Here is a 20,974-nt window from a genome sequence, read left to right as displayed (position 1 = left end):
CTGGGGTTCGTCGAGGTGATGTCGCGTTTGTCCGCCGTGAGTCTCGCCGTTCTAGTCCTCACGATCGCAGTCGCATCGGCGCATGACGAGGAGCCGACGCAGGAGGTCTGCGACGCCGCAGTGGCGGAGGCCCGCGCACAGGCGGCGACCCTGCCGGCGGACGACGTGTCGCGTTATTTCGCCGAGCGGGACATTCAGCAGGCGCTGGTCGAGGCCGGCAATGGCGAGTTCGATGATTGTGTCGAGAAGGCCGAGAGGGCCGTGCTGGAAGTGCGCGACCGGCCCCACAGCCTGAGGCCCGGCGAGCGGCTCAACATTCTCAGTGCCGACGAAATGCCGACGCGCTGACGGGCGCGCACCGCGTCTCCACTCTCGTCATCCGGCTGTCATGCAAGTCGGCAAATTGTCGGTCCCGTTGCGGCGCGTGCAAGGCCTTGAGACATGGACCAGATCGAAGCTCTTTTTCCGATACCGTTGTTGCGTTCGCCTGGGCTCTTGAGCGCCGAGCTCAAGGACGCGGCGGTGGCAGCCATCCGCCATTCGAAGATCGAGAACAACCTGCGGTCCGGACAACTGTTCCACACCGAGGTCGCCGATCCCCGCGCCAATAATCTGTTTCAGACCATCGCCGAGCTCGCCGTGCCCAAGCTGATCGATTTCGGCGAGCTGCTGTTCGGCGAGAAGCTGCGCTGGACGGTCAAGGAGATGTGGACGAACATGCTGGAGACCGGCGGCAGCCAGACCCTGCACGCCCACGCCAACAGCTTCATCTCCGGCATCTTCTATCTGACGCCGTCTCACCCCGGCAGCCGCACCGTGTTCGTGCGGCCGCCCGGCGGCAGCGACTTCTCGTTCCGCCATCACACGCGCAGCGCCGCGGTCGGCCCGTTCAATGCCGGCAAATACGTGCTGCCGGAGGCGGAGCCCGGCGATCTCGTGCTGTTCCCAAGCTATCTCTACCACGAGGTGCCGCGCAATCAGGGCGACCAACGTATCACGATCGCTTTCAACGCGATTCCTGATCATCTGGATTGCTGGGGCTACCGCGTCAGCTTCGCGTCCTGACGCTCTATCGTTCGAACTCGCGCGACAGCAGGTCGCGCGCTTCGCGTCGCGACGGCGCGGCGGAGTCGATTGCCCGAAGCAGGCGTTCAGCAGCCGCGCGATCCGATGCAAGCAGCGCTTTTGCCATGCTCATCAGCGGCGCATAGGCCGGCTCGAACTCGGCGCTGGCGCGAATGGAATCGAGGAGACCGGGCGCGGCGGCTGCGATGAGCGCCGGCCCGCGCGGTTCGCCGGTCAGCGCCGCGCCGACCTGGATGAATTGGTTGCGAGCCCGCCAATAGGCGCCGAGTCGTTGCTCCCACATTCCGCGTTTCGAGTCCTCCAGCAAATCGGCCGCGTCGGTCTTTGTCTGGCTCAGGACCGTCAGCAGCAATTGCCATGGGGCCGCCGAGAGAGCGTGGACGTTGCTGCGCGCGTCGAACGTGACGAATGGGAAATCGTCGGTGTTGCGCGGTCCCGGACCGGCGAAGCTCGCGAGTGCTTTCGCGCCGGCGACATACTGGCCCAGAAGGTCGACCGTCTGATCGAAGCCGAGAGGTTGAATGATCGGGTGAAGCTTCCGGTCGGAGAACCGTGCGGCGACGAGTTCGGGGGCGATCGGGCTCGGGGCGCCTGATCCGATCAGAGCCAGCATCGGCGTGCGCACGCTGTAATGGTTCAGCCAGGCGGACCCTTGTGGAAAGACTGCGAGAAAGCTCCTGATGATCGCGCGCAGCGACGGCGCATCGAGCTGATAGAGCGGCAGCCACTGGCAGAACACGCCCTCGGCCGCCAGTCGCCGCTTGACGGCCGCGAAATGTTCGACCGTGTACAGCGCGCCGCTGCCATCGAGCGCCGGGTGGAACAGGTCGGCCACGATCACGTCGTAGCGTCCGTCATCGGCGATGACGAAGCGCCGGGCATCGGCAACGGAGATCGGCGGCCTTTCCTTCTCGGCCGCAGGGTTGTCGAACCAGGGCAACAGCGCGACGACTTCGGAAGAGAGTTCGACCGCGCGCACGTCGAGATCCGGCATCTGCGCGGCGCCGAGCACGGTCGCGCCGGTGCCGACACCGAGGAAGAGGGCCTTGCGCGGCGCTGGATGCAAGAGCAACGGCAGCATGGCCTGGCGGAAATCGGATCGGACCGAACTGGTGCCGCCCATGCGAAAGTGGCCGTTCACCTCGAGATAGCGTGCTCCTGAGGCGTCGTCGACGACGCTCGCGGTCGCCATCGGTCCCTCGCGCACGGCCAGAAGCTTGCCGCCCGGCGGGACCCTGATGAGCAGCGGGGCGGGAAGCCACAACAGCGCGAGTGCAAGCAGAGCGGGCGCCGCCGCCCAGCGCAGCGCAGCGCGTCGGGGCTGCAGCAGCAGAAGATATCCGACGGCAACGAGGACCAATGCTCTCCAAGTGCCGAAAGCGGGAATCAGCAGCTGTGCCGCGACCAGCGGCGCAATGGCTGCGCCGAGGCTGTTGATGCCGACGGCCCAGCCGACCGATCCCCTGACGTTGCGGACATCCTGCATGAGCTGGCCGAACAAGGCGCCCATCGCCATCGCAGGCAACAGGAACAGCGCCAGCGCAATGCCGAGCTCGCCGACGACGCCGAGGCTCGCAGCGCTGTCAGCGAGGCCGCCCAGCAAGGGCGTCATGAGCGCCGTGCCGAGGCAGACGAGCGCGGTGCCGCTGATCAACGCGGTTCTGCCGCGCGCAACCGTGTGCCCCACGCGCTGCCAGATCATGCCGCCCATCGCAGTGCCCAGCAGGTAGGCGGCCAACAGACAGGCGAAGCTATAGACCGTGTCCTGCATCATCTGCGCGGCCAGGCGCACGACCAGCACTTCGAACACGATGCCGAGCAGGCCGGTGACGAACAGGGTTCCTGTCAGGCGGAGGCCGGCGACAGCGCGCCTGCGATCGTCGCGCGCGCGAGCGTCGACCTTTGGGGCTCGGTCGAGGCGAAGCGCTGCGAGCGCGCAGGCTGCGTTGACGGCTGCCAGGCAAAGCAGCGTCGCCGACAATCCGAGCGCGGGGATCAGCACGAAGGTGGACAGCAGCGTGCCGGCGACGGCGCCGGCGGTGTTCGCGCCATAGACGCCGGCGCTGACCGGCCGCGTGCCATGCGCCGCGGACATCATGCGTTCCAGCGCGGTCAGCGTGCCGCCCATCGCCACCGTCGCCGGCAACAGCATCAGCGTCGGCAGCAGGAAGCTCGCGCTCCACAACAAGATGGGGGAAGGCGCCGTGCCGAGAAGCGGCGCGAGGGCGCGCGCGCACGCGGGAAGCAGCCAGACCGCACATAGCCCCCACAGGCCGATGACCGTTTCGAGGACGGCATACACCCGGTGCGGATTGGCGGCGCGGCGGATCCGGCCATCGAGGACGAAGGCGCCCACCGCCAGCCCGGCGAAGAATCCTGCGATGGCGCCGAGCACGGCCATCATCTCCGTGCCCAGGGCGAGGGCGAGCTGGCGCGTCCAGACGATCTCATAGCCCAGCCCGGCGAGGCCGGATGCTGCAATCAGCAGCTTCAGCGTTCTCAGCCGAGCCATGCTCTGGCGGGCGACGAGATCGACGCCGGAAGACCGCACGCCTTGCTTCTCCGCGACCAGATCATTGTCGCGCGGGTCTGCGTGGCGTGCCTCGGTCAAGATTTGGTACCTGCAATTCCCGTGATCGGTCTTCGGATGCAGCGCGCCGTGCGGGATACTGCTCCGGGCACGGGATCAAGCTCGGCTGCATGGGCCGCCAAGGTCGAGATCGTTTCCTTGTGTTCGTGTTTCGTGACGGTGGTTTGACAGAAGCTGTGGGAGCACGCGGCTCGGCGCAGATGGTTGTATCGCATGAGACCCGTCAGGGAGCGATGACCAGACGCAGCCGCGATCTGCGGAACGTTGTGGTTGAATTCGGTAAACCATCGATCCTCTCCGATCCGGCATTGTTGTGCTGCGCACGAAAAACGGGTCGAAATCGGTGGAAACCAGTGTAAATGCGCGGTGATCGGGTGGCTCTGGTACACTTCCAATGGCTGATGTCTCGAATAAAACAGTGGAATCAACGTCTTGGCGCTTCTCCGTCGCGCCTATGATGGATTGGACCGACCGGCATTGCCGGGTGTTCCATCGGCTGCTGTCGCGCCGGGCGCTGCTCTATACCGAGATGGTCACGACCGGTGCCGTGATACATGGCGACCGCCAGCGGCTGCTCGGCTTCGATCGAAGCGAGCATCCGGTGGCGCTGCAGCTCGGCGGCTCCGATCCCGGCGATCTCGCGACGTCAGCCAAGATCGGCGAGGAGTTCGGCTACGATGAGATCAACCTCAATGTCGGCTGCCCGTCGGACCGGGTGAAGGACGGCCGCTTCGGGGCCTGTTTGATGGCCGAGCCTGCGCTCGTCGGCGCCTGCGTCGCCGCGATGAAGCACGCCGTTCGCATTCCCGTCACGGTGAAGTGCCGCATCGGCATCGACGATCAGGATCCGGAAATCGCACTCGATATGCTGGCGGACGCGGTCGTCGACAGCGGCGCAGACGCGCTGATCGTGCACGCGCGCAAGGCGTGGCTGGACGGCTTGTCGCCGAAGGAGAACCGTGACGTCCCGCCGCTCGACTACGACAGGGTGTACCGGCTGAAGGCGAGGCTGCCGCACGTGCCCGTCATCATCAATGGTGGCATCGGCAGCATCGAAGCTGCGCAAGGTCATCTCGCGCATGTCGATGGCGTGATGCTCGGGCGAGCGGCCTATCAGGAGCCGTGGCGGCTGCTCGATGTCGATCACGTCCTGTTCGGCGACGTCGCGCCGCATCGAACCATGAAGGGCGCATTGGCGGCGTTCGAGCCGTACATCGCGCGCCAGCTCGGGCAGGGCACGCGGCTGCACGCGATCACGCGGCATCTCGTCGGCGCCTATCACGCGGTGCCCGGCGCACGCGCGTTCCGCCGCCATCTCGCCGAGCGCGGCGTCAAGCCGGGCGCCGGCATCGAGGTGCTGCGCGAGGCGGTCGCGATGGTCGAGGAGCGCCCTGCGGTTGCTGCGCTGGCCTGAGCGGCTCAGGCCAGCGGCGGCAGTTCGACAACGGCCTGTCGCGCGACCGGATTGCAGGCTGCCACGAGGCTCAGCCCCTCAGCTGCGATCGGGAAAGCCGTGCAGCATCAGCCGGTCGGAGCGCACTTCCCAGCGCTCCAGCCGGTCGAGGAAGCTCATGCCGAGCAAGTTGGTCTTCATCTGGCCGTGCGGCACCACCAGCGCCGGAACCGAGCGTTCCACCAGTTTGCCGATCGCGAGCCGGTCCAAGGTCAATCGCGCCGCCTTGGTGTGGCCGCCAGCGGTCTCGACGTCGACGTCGTAGGCGAGCAGTTCGAGCGGCAGGCCTGCGGCCTTGGCGGTCTCGTAGGTCAGAACCACCGATGTGGCGCCGGTGTCGACCACCATCGGCGCGGTGACGCCGTTGATCTTGGCGCGCAACGCGAACTCGCCGCCTCTGGTGCGCTCGATCTCGACCGCGTTGGTCGGAGGACTCGCCTTGGCCCTGAGCGCGCGGCTGCGCAGAACCTCCGACACTGTGTCGCTCGCGAGCGCCGCCTGCTCGGGATCCTTGTAGACGATCACGGCGCCCGCGGTGAGCACCATGGTGACGAAAACGAGCACGACCTTGTTCATGCCGCGCCTCCCGTCGGCACGGAGGCGCTCAGTCGCGCCGACGCGCCAGCGCGGGCAGACCGGCGTCGTGCATGCGGGACGGCAGCCCGTCCATCAGCGCGAGCCGCTCGTCGGTCGACATGCGGCCCCAGCGGGCGATCTCCGGCAGCGTGCGTCCGCAGCCGAAGCAGAGTTTCGTCTTGGGGTCGATCATGCAGACGGCGATGCAGGGCGTATCCCGGCTCATGGCGCGAGTTTGAAAGGTTCTGACACTGTCGTGCAAGTGCAATCATCTCACAGTCCCGTTCCGGCATTCATGATCGGCTTGCGCACCCGGCGCTTCTCCTGAGCGGGGGCGATCGCATGCTCCGGCTGCAATGGCGGTGCCTCGTCCGACAGCGGAGCGAGCGCCGACATCACCCGCTCCGGCGGGAAGGTGACGATCACCTCGGTGCCGATGCGGACCTTCGATTTCAGCGTGAACGTGCCACCATGCATCTCGATCAGATTCTTGGCGATGGGCAAGCCTAATCCCGCGCCCTGTTCGGCCGACTTGATCGAGTTGGAGCCCTGGCCGAACGACGCGAGCACGATCGGAATCTCGTTCTCGGGGATGCCCGAGCCGGTGTCCTTGACGCTGAGATATTGTCCGCCCGAGGCCGTCCAGCCAGCCTTCAGCCAGATGTCGCCACCCTGCGGCGTGAACTTGATGGCGTTGGAGAGCAGGTTGAGCACGACCTGGCGGATCGCGCGCTCGTCGGCCCACAGCCGCGGCATCTTCTGCTCGAACACCTCGTGAATGGTGATGCCGCGGCTCGTTGCGCGCAGCTTCAGCAAATGGTGGCAGTCGGCGATCACGTGCACCAGCGCCACGGCTTCCTCGTTCAGCTCGTAGCGGCCGGCCTCGATGCGCGAGAGATCGAGGATCTCGTTGATGAGGTTGAGCAGGTGAACGCCCGAATTGTGGATGTCGGCCGAATATTCCTTGTAGACCGGCACCGCATGGACGCCGAAGATCTCGCTCTTCATCACCTCGGAAAAGCCGAGGATGGCGTTCAGCGGCGTCCGCAGCTCATGGCTCATCTGCGCAAGGAAGCGCGACTTGGCGACGTTGGCGGCCTCCGCGCGGTAGCGTGCCTCGTCGGAGATCGCCTTGGCCTGCTCGAGTTCGCCGATCAAGGCGTCCTTCTCGGCGCGCGCTTCGAGCGTGGCCAGCGTCGTCGCATGCAGCTGATGGGCGAGCAGCACGAAGTAGCCTTCGGCGGCGACGGCGAACCCGGCGAGCAGGTAGTTGTCGAACGTGCCCGACAGCGCGAGGCTGAGGGTGATGGCGACCGTCATCGGTGCGGTGACGGCGACGGCGGCGACGGGCAGGTTGGCGGCGAGCATGCTCGAGACCGCGATCACCAGCAGCATCAGGAACATCATCAGCGTGCCCGACACCGCCGCGAGCGCCGGATGGATCAGGATCGCCATCCAGCAAACGCCGTAGAGCAAGTCGAGCAGCACGAAGCGCGTGCGCCAGCGCCGCGTCGCCGCCAGCGACGGCTGGTCGGCGAGGAAGTTCGAGCAGTTGCGCACGATCGCGGCATGAATGCAGAGCACGCCGAGCGTCCATGCGCCAGCCGCGATCGTATGCAGCCAGACGCTGAGCATCAGGCCGGTTGCGACCACCAGCAGCACGACGATGTAGGAGGCGGAGATGCGGGTCTGTGCGTATTGGCGCAGCAGCTCGCGATCGAAGGCCGGACGTGTTCCCGACGTCGACGTTAACCGGTCGCGCGCCTCGCGCACCCGCTGCTGCGCGGCCCGGCGCTGGCTTGCTGGTGCAAGCGCCGGCGGATCTGCCGGAAGCTCGACGACCTCAGGCTTTTCAGCGGGTTTACTCATCAAACAACACAAATCCTGCCCGCGAGGTACGGGCTGCTTTCTGCATTGTCTATAACTGGGCCCAAATCCTTAAGACGGATTATAGACAACGAAAAATTTGCGTTAACCGCGCGTTAAATTAACGATTGTGGCGAGGCTCAGCGGAGCTGCATTCGCAGGCGGCGCCAGCCGATCACCACGCCCGTGACGCTGAAGACGAGGCCGATCGCGCAGAGGCCGACGATGAAAACCGTGCGCAGCGCCGCATGGGCGAGCAGGGCCGGAAAGTCGAGCGTGTGCAGCGCCTGATAGAGCCACCGATAGGCGCGTCGGGACGGATCGAGCTTCTCGAGCACCGCGCCGGACGCGGCGTCGACATGATACCAGGTGTCGCCGCAGATCACGCGATGGACCGGCGCGCCCGGCACATCGGAGACGAACGGATAGTCGTCGCCCGGCTCGACTTCGGTCGAGCGCGCGCAATCGCCGCGCAGGCGCGACACCGCGGTATTGACGTCGGCCGGCTGCAGGAAACGGCCGACGATGCGTGCTGATGCGCCGTCCAGCACCGAAATCTGCTGCTGGCTCGGCGCGCGCCGGATGCGCTGATAGAGGCGGCCGCCGAAGGCGAACCACTCGATCTCGCGGACCTCGCCATGCGCCGCCGCGAGCGCCGCCGTCGCCAGGCCGGTCCAATCCGGTGCGCCGACGAGAATGGCTTGTTCGGACGGCGTCAGATGGCCGGTCGCAAACAGCCTGCCATGGTCCATCGACAGCCAGCCGCTGACCATCCAGGTCAGCACGAACTGCATGCAGATCAGGCCGGCCCAATGATGCCAGAGGTGCCAGCCGTGGTAGCGCGAGCACAGCCGCGCCTTCCGATATCTCAGCCGCATCGGGCCGAGCAGCGCGCCGCTCACGGCGGCGATGACCGCCGCGAGCGACAGCCACCACACGACGGCGTTCCAGGCCGCCCAGTCCTTGCGCAGGACGGTCGGATAGATCCAATGGACGACGCTGCCGACGTAGTTCCAGGCGCGTTCGGACCGTGTCGTGTCGAGCACGACCTCGCCGGTGATCGAGGACACGTAGAGTTCGGTGCCATTGGGATCGTTGAGCGCGATCCGGTGCAGCGGACGATGCACGTCGAAACGGTTCGGCACCGTCCATTGGTCGTAGTGCTCCAGTGAGGCGATGGTGGCGCCATCGGCGTCGAGCCCGCGCCGCCGGGCTGCCGTGCGCGCGATCGACAGCACGAGGTCGGGGGCGCTCACATCGGCCGCGGCCAGCGTGTCTGCACGAATGGCCGCGCTGCGGCCGGCGGCCGAGATGACATAGACCGGACCATCCACGCGCTGCATCAGCCGGATGCGGTCGGGATGATCGATGCCACCTGCGACGAGGGCCTCCGCGGGACCGTGCAGCGACAGGGCGGTGTCGAGCACGGGCAGCGCGGCGAAGCGCTCGCTCTCGGTCTGCGCCGGGAACGGCACGTAGTGCATCACGATCCCGGTCGCGAACCACAGCACGAACAGCGGACCCAGCGGGATGCTCAGCCAGCGGTGCGTGAGGATCAGCGCCCGGATCATGCGGCCATCAGAACTTGAACGAGGCTTCGACCTCGTAGGTGCGGGGCGCGCCGAGGAAGATCTGGTCGGGATAGAACGGATCGCTCCAAGCCGCATAACGTTTGTCGGCAACGTTGCGGACGCGGAAGGCGAGCCGCGTGCTGGTCGCGGTGGCGAACAGCGGCACCCTCGGCAGGTCGACGAACGCGAACAGATCGGCGGTGGTGTAGGCGAGCAGTTTCACCGTGTTGGCATCGGTGCTCCAGCGATCGCCCACGTGGCGCACGGAGAAACCAAGCTCGACCGGCCACCAGCCGGGATTGAGGAAGCGGTAGGAGCCGCCGCCATTGACGATGACGGCGGGAATGTTGGGCGGCGTGTTGCCCGAGAACGAGCCGCCGCCGGCGAGATCATAATCGGCATAGCGGGCGCGGACATAGGCGACGTTGCCCCAGAGCCTGCTCTCGGGTGTCGGCCGCACGGCGGCTGCGACCTCGATGCCCTGAGATTTCACCTTGCCGGCCAGGTTGAGCTGCTGGCCGGCCTGGGCGCTGTAGACGTTTTTGCGTTCGATGTCGAAGGCGGAGAAGGTCCACTCCGCACGGCCGTTCCACGCGAGCTGCTTGACGCCGGTCTCATAGCTGCGGGAGTCCGAGAGCGTGAGGTTCTGGGTCGGACTCAGCAGGAAGATGCTGTCGGCGGAGATGTCGGTGGCGGTCGCATATTGGCTGTAGAAGGTGGTGCCCGGGAACACTTCCCAGGTGTAGCCGATGCGGCCCGTGACCGGCTGCCAGCTCTTCGAGTAGGGGAAGCTGCTCTTCACGACGCCGTTCTTGTCGATCGAGTTGCGGTCGAGCGAGAACGGGTTGTAGCGCAGGCCGCCGACCAGCGCGAAATTGTTGGTGAGCTTCAGCCGGTCTTCGAGATTGAGTGCCACGCTGTCGATGGTGGCGGTCTGCAACTGCGTTCCGAGCGGGCCGTAGACGCCTCGGTCGAAGCCGGTCAGCGGAATGCTGTCACCCGGGAAGATCGCCGCGCCAGGCCGCGTGAAGTCGGTATGCGAGCTTTCCACCGCTGTCACGAGCCGGTTGGCCAGACCGAACAGGTTGGCGTTCCAGGTGAGGTCGGTGGTGTTGCCGACCATGTTGTGGTTGTGGTGGACGAAGAACCGCTCGCGATCGACGGTGTTGGTGGTCGCGTTGAACGCCGAGACCTCGTTGTTGTACCAGTCGCGGCTGGCGTTGTAGTTGTAGACTTGGCTCCGCAGCCTGACGTCGTTGCTCAGGTCCCATTCGAACCCGCTGCGGACCCACGATTCCTTGATCGTCTTGTGGCCGTCGACCACGTTGTAGTTGGTCGACAGCGTGCGGCCGTCGATCGTGACGGCGCCGAGATCGGTGCCGTTGTAGGCCGACACCTTGGTGCCTGAGACGATGCCGCTGGTCGCGTTGGCGCCGCTGAAGGTGACCGGCACCAGCGGCGTGCCCTCATAGGGCTTGGCCTTGTAGTCCTTGAACTCGGCGGCAAAGAAGGTCTTGAAGCTGTCGGACAGCCGGTAGTCGAGCTGGCCTGAGACATGGATATTCTTGAACTCGGTGTCGTCGATGAAGCCGACCTCCCTGGTCCGGCTGATGTCGAAGCGATAGTCCAGGCCCTTGACGGTCGTGCTGCCGCCCGAGCCGAAGCCGCTGCGGAACGTGCCGCGCTGGTCGAAGCCGACGAAGGCTTCGCTCTCGATCGGGCCGGTGTGCGGGGTCTTGGTCACGAAATTGACGGTGCCGCCGACCGCGCCCTGGCCCGAGATCAGCGAGGAGGGGCCCTTGAGAAACTCGACCCGGTCGAGGTTGAACGTCTCCATCGTCAGCGCGGTGAAGCCGGTCGGGCCGATGTTGATGCCGTTGTAGAGCACGTTGACCTGATTGCCCTGGAAGCCGCGCATCGCGAAGCCGACATCGTTCGGGGCATCACCCGCGCTGACGCCGGCGGCGCCTTTCACCGCGTCGACGGTCGTGTGGTAGCCCTGCTCACGCAGCGTCTCGGCGCCGACCACCTCGATCGAGGCCGGCAGCTCGCGTACGGTGAGGCCGAGCCGGCTGCCGCTCGCGGGCGTCGCATTGCCGTTGAGCGGCGTGGTGGCCGCCGTGTTGGACGAAGGCCGCGTCGGCGCTGCTGCGGGCGTGGGCGCGGCCATGCGCCGGGACGCCGGAGGTGTGGTCCGACGGGCGGCTTGGGTCGAGGAGGGCGCGCGGCCGGCCGCCGGGCGCTGCCGCGGCGCATCGACCGTCACGTCCGGCAGCAGGGTGTCTGCGGCGGCCTGCCTCCCGTCCGGAGGGGAGGTCTGTTGGGCATAAGCCGCCGGCACCGCCGACCAGCCTGCCACCAGCAGCCCCGCAAGCGATATCGAACCCCAGACGTCGCGCACGCTCATTCCGCTCCCCATCGCAGCAGCCGGCTTTCCGGCCATCTGCGCCCCCAGCCAACGTTCATGATCACCACGACGAGAGTTAGCTCAGCCCAACGGATATGTAATGTTATAACATTACATATCCATTTTTCTCTGAGTGGGTGTCTCGACGATCGGGCAACACATGCGAACGATTAGCGATTGCAAGGGGTATCAGCGAGTCGCAGATGGCGCAATGGCGCCCGTCCGCGGCGGACGTATCCCGCCGCGTGTCTGCGGCAATACATGGGGGAAGGCAGATGAGCCGGGGCCTGCCAAGGTCCCGGATCGGAAATCTGCCGCCGCAGCACACGCGCAGCGGCAGATCGATCAGTCGGAGAGCGGCGGAATCACTTCTCCAGCCGGGCCAGCAGGCTCGACGTGTCCCAGCGCTTGCCGCCGAGCTTCTCGACCTCGGAATAGAACTGGTCGACCAGCGCGGTCACCGGCAGATGGGCGCCGTTGCGGCGCGCTTCGCTGAGGCAGATCGACAGGTCCTTGCGCATCCATTCCACCGCAAAACCAAAGTCGTATTTGCCGTCGTTCATGGTCTTGTAGCGGTTCTCCATCTGCCAGGACTGGGCGGCGCCCTTGGAGATGGTCTCGATGACAGCGGGAACGTCGAGGCCGGACTTCTTCGCGAAATGGATACCCTCGGACAGGCCCTGCACGAGGCCGGCGATGCAGATCTGGTTGACCATCTTGGTCAGCTGGCCGCTGCCGGCCGGTCCCAGCAGCTTGCACATCCGGGCATAGGCCGCGATCACCGGCTCGGCGCCGGCATAGGCGTCGGCGGTGCCGCCGCACATCACCGTCAGCACGCCGTTCTCGGCGCCGGCCTGGCCGCCGGACACTGGCGCGTCGATGAATTTGAAGCCGGCCTTGGTGGCTGCGGCGTCGAGCTCACGTGCCACTTCAGCCGAGGCGGTGGTGTGGTCGACGAAGGTCGCGCCCTTCGCCATGCCGGCAAATGCGCCGTCCGGGCCGATCGTGACCGCGCGCAGGTCGTTGTCGTTGCCGACGCAGCACATCACGAAGTCCTGGCCTTCCGCGGCCTGCTTCGGCGTGGGGGCTGCCTTGCCGCCGAACTTGTCGGCCCATTCCTTCGCCTTGGCCGCGGTACGGTTGTAGACCGTGACCTCGTGACCGCCCTTCTTCACGAGATGTCCTGCCATGGGGAAACCCATGACGCCGAGACCGATGAAAGCGACTTTAGCCATATGAGCTACCTTGACCTTGGGGTTCTGCCGACAGCCTTGAGAGGGCCGGGCTGTTCTTGAAAGGAACACATCAGCATCCGGCGCGGGTCGCGGCGGTGCTGGACGCCGCACCATAACGGCTTGAGAGGCGGGGGCAACGGCTTCGTGACGGATGCGAAAGCGGCGCCGCGTGCTAAAGAGGCATCATCATGACGGCTTGCAAAGCCGTCATTGCGCAACGAAATCCAGTCAACCAACGAACCAGCCAGGGGAGTGTCTCGCATGGGCGTCAGCGTCGGCGTGCTCGATCATTTCAACATCCGGACCCGCAACCTCGCCGAGACGGTCCGCTTCTATGAAGACGTGCTCGGGCTGGAGAACGGCGCCCGGCCGAACTTCGCCTTTCCTGGCGCCTGGATGTACAGCGAGGGGCGCCCGGTGGTGCACCTCGTCGACATCTCGCCGACCTCAGAGGCACAGAAGCCGGACTCCGGCGTCGTCCACCACGTCGCCTTCGTCAGCCGCGGCTTCGCCGGCATGAAGGCGCGGCTCGCCGCCAAGGGCATGCCGTTCGAGGCGCGGCAGGTGCCGGGCGGGGAGCTGTGGCAGATCTTCGTGCGCGACCCCAACGGCGTGATGATCGAGCTCAATTACGAGGCAGCGAAGGAGCGGGCCGAGGATGCGCCGGTCGAGACCGCCTCCGACATCGGAACCATGGTGGCGTTTTGAGCCGGTCGGCCTTATGAAGCAGCGCAACGCAGGGCCGGAGCGGTGCCGTCGCAGACGACGGAAGATCATGTCCGGCCAACGGGATAGGGCGCGACGATGTGGCGCGTTCTGAACTTCTTCAGGAGACGCGCCGTGAGCGTGACGCAGCAGCAGGTTATCGAGGCACTCAAGCGGGTCCGCTCGCCACGTGGCGTGGCGCTGCCGGACGCCGGCGTGCTGTCGCCGATCACGGCCAATGACGGCAAGGTGTTCTTCTCGATCAATGTCGAGGCCAGCGAGGCCCGCGCCTGGGAAGACACCCGCGCGAAAGCCGAAGCCGCCGTGCGCGCCATACCCGGCGTGACCATGGCGATGATCGCGCTGACCGCGGAGCGCAAGGCGGGCGCTGCCGCCCCGCCGCCGCGACAGGGCGGCGTGCAGCCGGTCGCGGCGCATCGTCCGCATCAGCACCAGCATCCGGCGGACTCGCCGATGTCCCGGCAGGCCGCGATCCCGGGTATCGCGGCCGTCATCGCGGTGGCCTCGGGCAAGGGCGGTGTCGGCAAGTCGACCACCGCGATCAATCTCGCGCTGGGCTTGCGCGATCTCGGCCTCAAGGTCGGGCTGCTCGACGCCGACATCTACGGCCCGTCGGTGCCGCGGCTGACCGGGCTGCAGGAAAAGCCCAAGCTCACCGACGACAAGAAGATGATTCCGCTGTCGCGGTTCGGCCTATCGATCATGTCCATCGGCTTTCTCGTCGACGAGGACAGCCCGATGATCTGGCGCGGCCCGATGGTGATGTCGGCGATCAACCAGATGCTGCGCGACGTCGCGTGGGGCACGCTCGACGTGCTCGTCGTCGACATGCCGCCGGGCACCGGCGACGCCCAGCTGACCTTGGCGCAGAACGTGCCGCTGAAGGGCGCCGTGATCGTGTCGACGCCGCAGGACCTGTCGCTGATCGACGCCCGCCGCGGGCTTGCGATGTTCCGCAAGGTCAACGTGCCCGTGCTCGGCATCATCGAGAACATGAGCTACTTCCAGTGCCCGCAATGCGGCACCCGCTCCGACATCTTCGGTCATGGCGGCGCGCGCCACGAGGCCGAGCGGCTCGGCGTGCCGTTCCTCGGCGAAATCCCGCTGCACATGGACATCCGCTCGACGTCGGACGCCGGCAACCCGGTGGTCGAGAGCGAGCCGAAGGGTCCACATGCCGCGATCTACCGGGCCATCGCCGCGTCGGTGCGGGATCAGCTCAAGGATGCGATCGCCGCTGCTTGATGCACTGCAGCGAAGCGTGTGCGACTATTGGACCGTTTGTCATTCCAACGTCGCGTTTTCGCTTAACCGGTTCCGTGCTAAAGCCCGGCCCGGATCGCCTTCGACCGTGTGCGGCCAATCGCATCGGCGGATAAATGCTTTTTCAACGGGAAAACGCCCCCAACAAGGAGATGCCTTAATATGAAGCGTCGTGATTTTCTGAAGGTCTCGGCCGCCGGTGCCGCCGCGTCGGCAGCGGTGGCCTCGCCTGCGATCGCGCAGTCGATGCCCGAGATCAAATGGCGGTTGACCTCCAGCTTCCCGAAGTCGCTCGACACGATCTATGGCGGCGCCGAATATATGGCGAAGCAGGTTGCCGAGATGACGGACAACAAGTTCCAGATCCAGGTCTTCCAGGCTGGTGAGCTGGTGCCGGGCCTGCAGGCGCTCGACGCGACCTCCAAGAACACCGTCGAGATGTCCCATACGGTGTCGTATTATTACGTCGGCAAGGACCCGACCTTCGCGATCTTCGCCTCGGTGCCGTTCGGCCTGAACGCCCGGCAGCAGAACTCCTGGCTATATCAGGGCGGCGGCAACGAGCTCGCCAACGAGTTCTTCAAGAAGGCCGCCAATGTCATCGGCTTCCCCTGCGGCAACACCGGCACCCAGATGGGCGGCTGGTTCCGCAAGGAGATCAAGACCGTCGCCGACCTTTCGGGCTTGAAGTTCCGCATCGGCGGCATCGCCGGCCAGGTGCTGCAGAAGCTCGGCGTTGTGCCGCAGCAGCTCGCGGGCGGCGACATCTACCCGTCGCTCGAGAAGGGCACCATCGACGCCGCCGAGTGGGTCGGTCCGTATGACGACGAGAAGCTCGGCTTCCAGAAGGTGGCGAAGTACTACTACTACCCGGGCTTCTGGGAGGGCGGTCCGACCGTCCACGCCTTCGCCAATCTCGACAAGTGGAACGAGCTGCCGAAGCACTATCAGTCGATCCTCGCCAACGCGACGGTCAATGCCAACACCTGGATGGCCGCGCGCTACGACCAGGTGAACCCGGCGGCGCTGAAGCGCCTGGTCGCCGGCGGCACGCAGCTGCGGCCGTTCACCAACGAGGTGCTCGAGGCCTGCCTCAAGGCGACCAACGAGCTGTGGGGCGAGATCTCGGCCAAGAACGCCGACTTCAAGAAGGTCATCGACGCGATGCAGGCCTACCGCTCGGATGAATATCTGTGGTGGCAGGTTGCCGAGTATACCTACGACAGCTTCATGATCCGCTCGCGTACCCGCGGCTGATCGCAAACTTCAGATCGGCGGATCGACGTCAGCCCGGCCTCGCGAGAGGCCGGGCTTTTGCGTTGCGACAACGTTTCGCAATGGCACTCCGACGCACTTTGATCCACACTGGAACTGAAGCCTCACAAAGAAGGCTGCTCAGGAAACGAACACAATGACCCCCAGGGAGGGAAGAACTATGAAGCGGAGAGACTTCATCAAGGTGACCGGGCTTGGCGCCGCTGGCGCGGCCGCGATCGCAGCGCCGGCCATCGCACAATCGATGCCGGAGCTGAAATGGCGCATGCCGACGAGCTGGCCGAAATCGCTCGACACCTTGTATGGCGGCGCCGAGATCATGGCCAAGGTGGTCGGTGAGGCCACCGACAACAAATTCCAGATCCAGCCCTTCGCCGCCGGCGAAATCGTGCCCGGCCTGCAGGTCCTCGACGCCGTGCAGAACGGCACCGTCGAAATCGGCCACACTGCGTCGTACTACTATTTCGGCAAGGACCCGACGTTCACCTTCGGCTCGTCGGTCCCGTTCGGGCCGAACATGCGCATCAACCAGGCCTGGTACATGCTCGGCGGAGGACGTGAGATCCTCAACGAGTTCTACGCGAAGTACAATGTCGTCTCGCTGCTTGCCGGCAACACCGGTTGCCAGATGGGCGGCTGGTTCCGCAAGGAGCTCACCGGCGTCAACGATCTCAAGGGGCTGAAATTCCGCGTCGGTGGCTTTGCCGGCCGCGTGCTGCAGAAGCTCGGCGCGGTGCCGCAGCAGATCGCCGGCGGCGACATCTATCCGGCGCTGGAGAAGGGCACGATCGATGCGGCCGAGTGGGTCGGACCGTACGACGACGAGAAGCTCGGCTTCGTCAAGGTCGCGCCCCACTACTACTATCCGGGTTGGTGGGAGGGCGGACCGATACTGCTTTCCTTCGTCAACCAGGATCGTTGGAATGCGCTGCCCAAGAACTATCAGAAGATCCTCGAGCATGCCGGCCATTATGCCAACAACTGGATGATGGCGAAGTACGACCAGAGCAATCCGGCGGCGCTGCGCCGGCTGCTCGCCGCCGGTGCCAAGCTGCATGCGTTCTCGCCGGAGATCATGCAGGCCTGCCTGAAGGCTGCCCGCGAGCTGCACAACGAGGTCGCGGCCACCAACCCCGACTTCAAGAAGACCTATGAGTCGCTGTCGGCCTTCGCCGGCAATGGCTACTCCTGGTTCCAGGTCGCCGAGATCGGCTACGACGCCTTCATGGCGCGCAATCCGCTGAGCTGAGACCGGCGCCGTATCGCGTCAGGAGCCAGCGACAAAACAAAACCCCGGCGCGTTGCGCCGGGGTTTTTCGTGGGCGGAGCGATTGCGCGTCGCGGCCATCACTGCTTCGGCGGTCCGACATCGATCTGAGGCGGGCCGAAATCGAGCGGCGGCGCGTCGATCTGCGGGATCTCGATCTTGATCGAGTTCGGATCAACGGTGGAGAGCGAGCCCTTGTAGTGCATGACCATCGAGGGGAACAGGATCACCAGCATCACCATGATCAACTGGATCACCACGAACGGCACCGCGCCCCAGTAGATCTGTCCCGTGGTCACCGGCTCCATCCTCTTGCCGGTGACACGGTCGAGATAGGACTCCTTCGGTGCCACTGATCGCAAATAGAACAAGGCAAAGCCGAACGGCGGATGCATGAACGAGGTCTGCATGTTGACGCCGAGGATGACGCCGAACCAGATCAGGTCGATGCCGAGCTTTTCGGCCGCGGGTCCGAGCAGCGGGATGATGATGAAGGCGAGCTCGAAGAAGTCGAGGAAGAACGCCAGCACGAACACGAAGGCGTTGACGAAGATCAGGAAGCCGACCTGACCGCCGGGCAGCGAAGTCAGCAGGTGCTCGACCCAGACATGGCCGTTGACGCCGTAGAAGGTCAGCGAGAACACGCGCGCGCCGACCAGGATGAAGACCACGAAGGCCGACAGCTTGGCAGTGGATTCCACCGCCTGGCGGACCAGGTCGAAGCTGAGCCGCCGCTTGATCGCACCAAGGATGATCGCGCCGGCGGCGCCCATCGCGCCGCCTTCCGTCGGCGTCGCGAGCCCGATGAAGATCGTGCCGAGCACCAGGAAGATCAGGAACAGCGGCGGCACCATCACGAAGGTGGTCTGCTGCGCCATGCGGGACAGGAAGCGGTATCCGGTGGTGCGCTCCAGCACCCAGTTCACGACGGCGACGGCGAAGGCGAACACGATGCCGTAGAACATGCTCAGCACGACGAAGTCGGCGCCGTGATATTCCGAGCCGCGCATCATGAACCAGCCGAACACACAGCTCGCCAGAAACAGCACGCCCAGCGATTTCAGGCCGCGGTCGCCTGAGTCCTCCCGAAAGCCGATCGCATCGGCCGGCAGGCCGGGGGCCGATTTCGGGAAGATCATGCTGGTGAGGAAGGCATAGGCTGCATAGATCGCCGACAGCACGAGGCCAGGGATGAAGGCGCCTTCGTACATGTCGCCGACGGACTTGCCGAGCTGGTCGGCCATGACGATCAGGACCAGCGACGGCGGGATGATCTGCGCAAGCGTGCCGGAGGCGGCGATGATGCCCGAGGCAAGCCGGCGGTCGTAGCCGTAGCGCAGCATGATCGGCAGAGAGATCAGGCCCATCGAGATCACCGAGGCGGCGACCACGCCGGTGGTGGCCGCGAGCAGCGCGCCGACGAACACGACCGCATAAGCGAGGCCGCCGCGGATGGTGCCGAACAGCTGTCCGATGGTGTCGAGCAGATCCTCGGCCATGCCGGATCGTTCCAGCACCAGGCCCATGAAGGTGAAGAACGGAATCGCCAGCAGCGTGTCGTTGTTCATCACGCCGTAGACGCGTTCCGGTAGCGCCTGCAGGAAGTCCGGCCGGAATTCGCCGAGCCCGATGCCGACGAGGGCGTAAAACAGGCCGACGGCGCCGAGCGAGAACGCTGCCGGATAGCCGAGCAGCAGCATCACGACCAGCGACCCGAACATGATCGGCGCCATATTGGCGATCAGAAACGCTTCCATTGGATGATCCCCCAGCCCGCCGCTTACTTCTTCTCGATCGCTTCGACGAGGTGCTCGACCTCGGCCTCGATGCCGTGGGGCTTCGAAGCGTGGGGATCCGGGATCAGCCCGCGCATGACCGCGATGCGCTTGATCAGCTCGGACACGCCCTGCGCCAGCAGGAAGGCGAAGCCGAGCATGATGAGGGACTTCGCCGGCCATTGCGGCAGGCCGCCGGCGTTGCTCGATTGCTCGTTGATCTCGATGGAGCGCAGGAAGAAGGGCACGCTGGTGATGATCATCACGATGCAGAGCGGGATGAGGAAGAGCACGTGACCGACGACGTCGATGGTGTCACGCAGCCATTTGGGCATCATGGCGTTGACGATGTCGATGCGGATGTGCTCGTTGTCGAGCAGGGTCCAGGGGGAGCACAGCAGGAAGACGGCTGAGAACAGCACCCATTGCAGCTCAAGCCAGGAATTCGACGAGGTGTCGAGCGTCTTGCGGACGATGGCGTTGATCGTCGAGATGATGACGGCGAGCAGGATCAGCCACGCCAGCCGCTTGCCGGTCCAGGTCGTGAACGCATCGATCCCACGGCTCAATTTCAGCAACGCTTGCAACGCAATCCTCCCCCAAATGTCTTGCGACGTCCCATGGCCCGTTCTGGCTGCGCAGCACATGGCGCAACGGCCTATCCGGCCCGGCAGGCTCAAAAACGGGGGCACCATTTCAGCGCCTCGTGTTGCCGTCAATCGGAAAAATGGGCAAAAATGAGCGTTGCCGCAACATGTTGCAGCAGTGGCGACGCCGCGCCACAGCTGTCGCAGGTCGCCGGGGCCTGGCGATCGCCGGCCGGCGAATGAAGGTCAACGGGCCGAGCGTGAGGGCGGGGGACTCTCGGGTGCGGCCGACGGACCACGTCCGGTGCGCAGCGGTCTTACAGCACCACCACGCCGGAATGCTTGGCCTTGTTTTCGGGTTCGACGTGGATGGTGATCCAGCTGTGCTCGTCGTCCTCGCGCAAGGCTGCCTCGATCCGGTCGCAGATTTCGTGCGCCTGGTTGACCGACATCTCGCCAGGCACCACGAGGTGGAACTCGATGAAGGTCAGCTTGCCGGCATGGCGGGTCCGGACATCATGCGCCTCCAGCGCGCCGCCGGCATGCTGACTGATGATCAGGCGAATGCGCGCCAGCGTGGCGTCCGGGACCGCTTCATCCATCAGCCCGCTGGTGGATTCCTTCAGCACCTGCCATCCCGACCACAGGATGTTCACGGCGACCAGCACGGCCAGTGCCGGATCGAGGATCGGCAGCTGCAACATCACCGCGAGGCCGAGGCCGACCACGACGCCGCCCGAGGACACGACGTCCGTCAGCAGGTGCCGGCCGTCTGCCACCAGCGCCGGCGACCGCAACCGCTTGCCCCGCGTGATCAACAGCCAGCACCAGACCGCATTGATCGCGCTCGCCAGCGCATTCACCGCGAGCCCCTCGACGGGTGCGGAAAACGCCCGCGGATCGAAGAAATTCCCGTAGGCCTCATGGATGATGAGCAGCGCCGCCACGACGATCATGACGCCCTCGATCACCGCGCTGAAATACTCGACCTTGTGGTGACCGAACGGATGGTTGGCATCCGCGGGCTTGGCGGCGATGCGCACCGCGACGAGCGCGACCACGGCGGTGACGACGTTGACGATGCTCTCGACGGCATCGGAGTAGAGCGCGACCGAGCCGGTGATCCAATAGGCGAGATACTTCAGGCCGAGCACGATCGTTCCGACCACGAGGCTGCCGATGGCGAGCTTGAGCGATTGCGAGGCCATGATGTCCTGATCCGATCCCGCGCTGGGGTACCCAACGCTGCGGCGGAACGCAACCAGGGTGGACGCGGTTCGGTGTCGGGAAGGGACTG

17 protein-coding genes are annotated in these 20,974 nt (G+C 65.6%); 7 read left to right on the top strand and 10 right to left on the bottom strand.

Annotated features, from left to right (window positions below; genetic code table 11):
- Positions 1-18: 18 nt before the first annotated feature.
- Positions 19-348: a hypothetical protein gene (locus QX048_RS32685; RefSeq protein WP_315717488.1), complete on the top strand. Its 330-nt coding sequence runs from the start codon at positions 19-21 to the stop codon at positions 346-348.
- A 93-nt stretch (positions 349-441) separates the two neighbouring features.
- Complete coding sequence (locus tag QX048_RS32680) at positions 442-1,065, top strand: 2OG-Fe(II) oxygenase family protein (RefSeq protein ID WP_316200846.1); 624 nt, start codon at positions 442-444, stop codon at positions 1,063-1,065.
- 4 nt (positions 1,066-1,069) lie between these two features.
- Here QX048_RS32680 and QX048_RS32675 read toward each other — a convergent pair whose 3' ends face one another.
- Positions 1,070-3,697 carry a spermidine synthase gene (locus QX048_RS32675; protein WP_315827813.1) on the bottom strand — a complete coding sequence of 876 codons (2,628 nt, stop codon included), beginning with the start codon at positions 3,695-3,697 and terminating at the stop codon, positions 1,070-1,072.
- A gap of 373 nt (positions 3,698-4,070) precedes the next feature.
- On the opposite strand from QX048_RS32675, the gene dusA reads away from it, so the two are divergent.
- On the top strand, positions 4,071-5,090 hold the full coding sequence (gene dusA, locus QX048_RS32670; protein WP_315827814.1) for a tRNA dihydrouridine(20/20a) synthase DusA: 1,020 nt from the start codon (positions 4,071-4,073) through the stop codon (positions 5,088-5,090).
- 78 nt (positions 5,091-5,168) lie between these two features.
- On the opposite strand, the gene QX048_RS32665 is transcribed toward dusA, so the two are convergent.
- The 6 genes from QX048_RS32665 to QX048_RS32640 form a co-directional block, all read right to left on the bottom strand.
- A complete protein-coding gene (locus QX048_RS32665) occupies positions 5,169-5,705 on the bottom strand; it encodes a TIGR02281 family clan AA aspartic protease (protein WP_315717625.1) in 537 nt (178 codons plus the stop codon).
- Positions 5,706-5,733: 28 nt separating this feature from the next.
- The gene (locus QX048_RS32660) at positions 5,734-5,931 is read right to left on the bottom strand and encodes a DUF1289 domain-containing protein (RefSeq protein ID WP_316192086.1); all 198 of its coding nucleotides are present in this window, start codon (positions 5,929-5,931) and stop codon (positions 5,734-5,736) included.
- Between the two features lie 47 nt (positions 5,932-5,978).
- Complete coding sequence (locus tag QX048_RS32655; RefSeq protein ID WP_315717627.1) at positions 5,979-7,574, bottom strand: HAMP domain-containing sensor histidine kinase; 1,596 nt, start codon at positions 7,572-7,574, stop codon at positions 5,979-5,981.
- Between the two features lie 137 nt (positions 7,575-7,711).
- A complete protein-coding gene (locus QX048_RS32650; RefSeq protein ID WP_315827815.1) occupies positions 7,712-9,142 on the bottom strand; it encodes a PepSY domain-containing protein in 1,431 nt (476 codons plus the stop codon).
- A gap of 7 nt (positions 9,143-9,149) precedes the next feature.
- A complete protein-coding gene (locus QX048_RS32645) occupies positions 9,150-11,549 on the bottom strand; it encodes a TonB-dependent receptor domain-containing protein (protein ID WP_315827816.1) in 2,400 nt (799 codons plus the stop codon).
- Positions 11,550-11,914: 365 nt separating this feature from the next.
- The gene (locus QX048_RS32640) at positions 11,915-12,784 is read right to left on the bottom strand and encodes an NAD(P)-dependent oxidoreductase (RefSeq protein ID WP_315717630.1); all 870 of its coding nucleotides are present in this window, start codon (positions 12,782-12,784) and stop codon (positions 11,915-11,917) included.
- A 261-nt stretch (positions 12,785-13,045) separates the two neighbouring features.
- On the opposite strand from QX048_RS32640, the gene QX048_RS32635 reads away from it, so the two are divergent.
- From QX048_RS32635 to QX048_RS32620, 4 genes are all read left to right on the top strand, one after another.
- On the top strand, positions 13,046-13,492 hold the full coding sequence (locus tag QX048_RS32635) for a VOC family protein (RefSeq protein ID WP_315827817.1): 447 nt from the start codon (positions 13,046-13,048) through the stop codon (positions 13,490-13,492).
- 132 nt (positions 13,493-13,624) lie between these two features.
- Positions 13,625-14,755 (top strand): Mrp/NBP35 family ATP-binding protein, encoded by a 1,131-nt coding sequence (locus QX048_RS32630; protein WP_315752566.1) that lies wholly within the window; start codon positions 13,625-13,627, stop codon positions 14,753-14,755.
- A gap of 180 nt (positions 14,756-14,935) precedes the next feature.
- On the top strand, positions 14,936-16,030 hold the full coding sequence (locus tag QX048_RS32625) for a TRAP transporter substrate-binding protein (protein WP_315752567.1): 1,095 nt from the start codon (positions 14,936-14,938) through the stop codon (positions 16,028-16,030).
- 178 nt (positions 16,031-16,208) lie between these two features.
- Positions 16,209-17,297 (top strand): TRAP transporter substrate-binding protein, encoded by a 1,089-nt coding sequence (locus QX048_RS32620; protein WP_315752568.1) that lies wholly within the window; start codon positions 16,209-16,211, stop codon positions 17,295-17,297.
- Positions 17,298-17,395: 98 nt separating this feature from the next.
- On the opposite strand, the gene QX048_RS32615 is transcribed toward QX048_RS32620, so the two are convergent.
- The 3 genes from QX048_RS32615 to QX048_RS32605 form a co-directional block, all read right to left on the bottom strand.
- Positions 17,396-19,072: a TRAP transporter large permease subunit gene (locus QX048_RS32615; protein WP_315752569.1), complete on the bottom strand. Its 1,677-nt coding sequence runs from the start codon at positions 19,070-19,072 to the stop codon at positions 17,396-17,398.
- A 23-nt stretch (positions 19,073-19,095) separates the two neighbouring features.
- Positions 19,096-19,677, bottom strand: coding sequence for a TRAP transporter small permease subunit (locus tag QX048_RS32610; protein ID WP_315752570.1), 582 nt, complete (start codon positions 19,675-19,677; stop codon positions 19,096-19,098).
- Between the two features lie 317 nt (positions 19,678-19,994).
- The gene (locus QX048_RS32605; protein ID WP_315752571.1) at positions 19,995-20,885 is read right to left on the bottom strand and encodes a cation diffusion facilitator family transporter; all 891 of its coding nucleotides are present in this window, start codon (positions 20,883-20,885) and stop codon (positions 19,995-19,997) included.
- Positions 20,886-20,974 lie beyond the last annotated feature (89 nt).

This window comes from Bradyrhizobium sp. SZCCHNS30572, from assembly GCF_032484415.1.
Taxonomy (GTDB): domain Bacteria; phylum Pseudomonadota; class Alphaproteobacteria; order Rhizobiales; family Xanthobacteraceae; genus Bradyrhizobium.
Note: the sequence above shows the minus strand (reverse complement) of the source record. Positions and strands in the feature narration are given on the sequence as shown.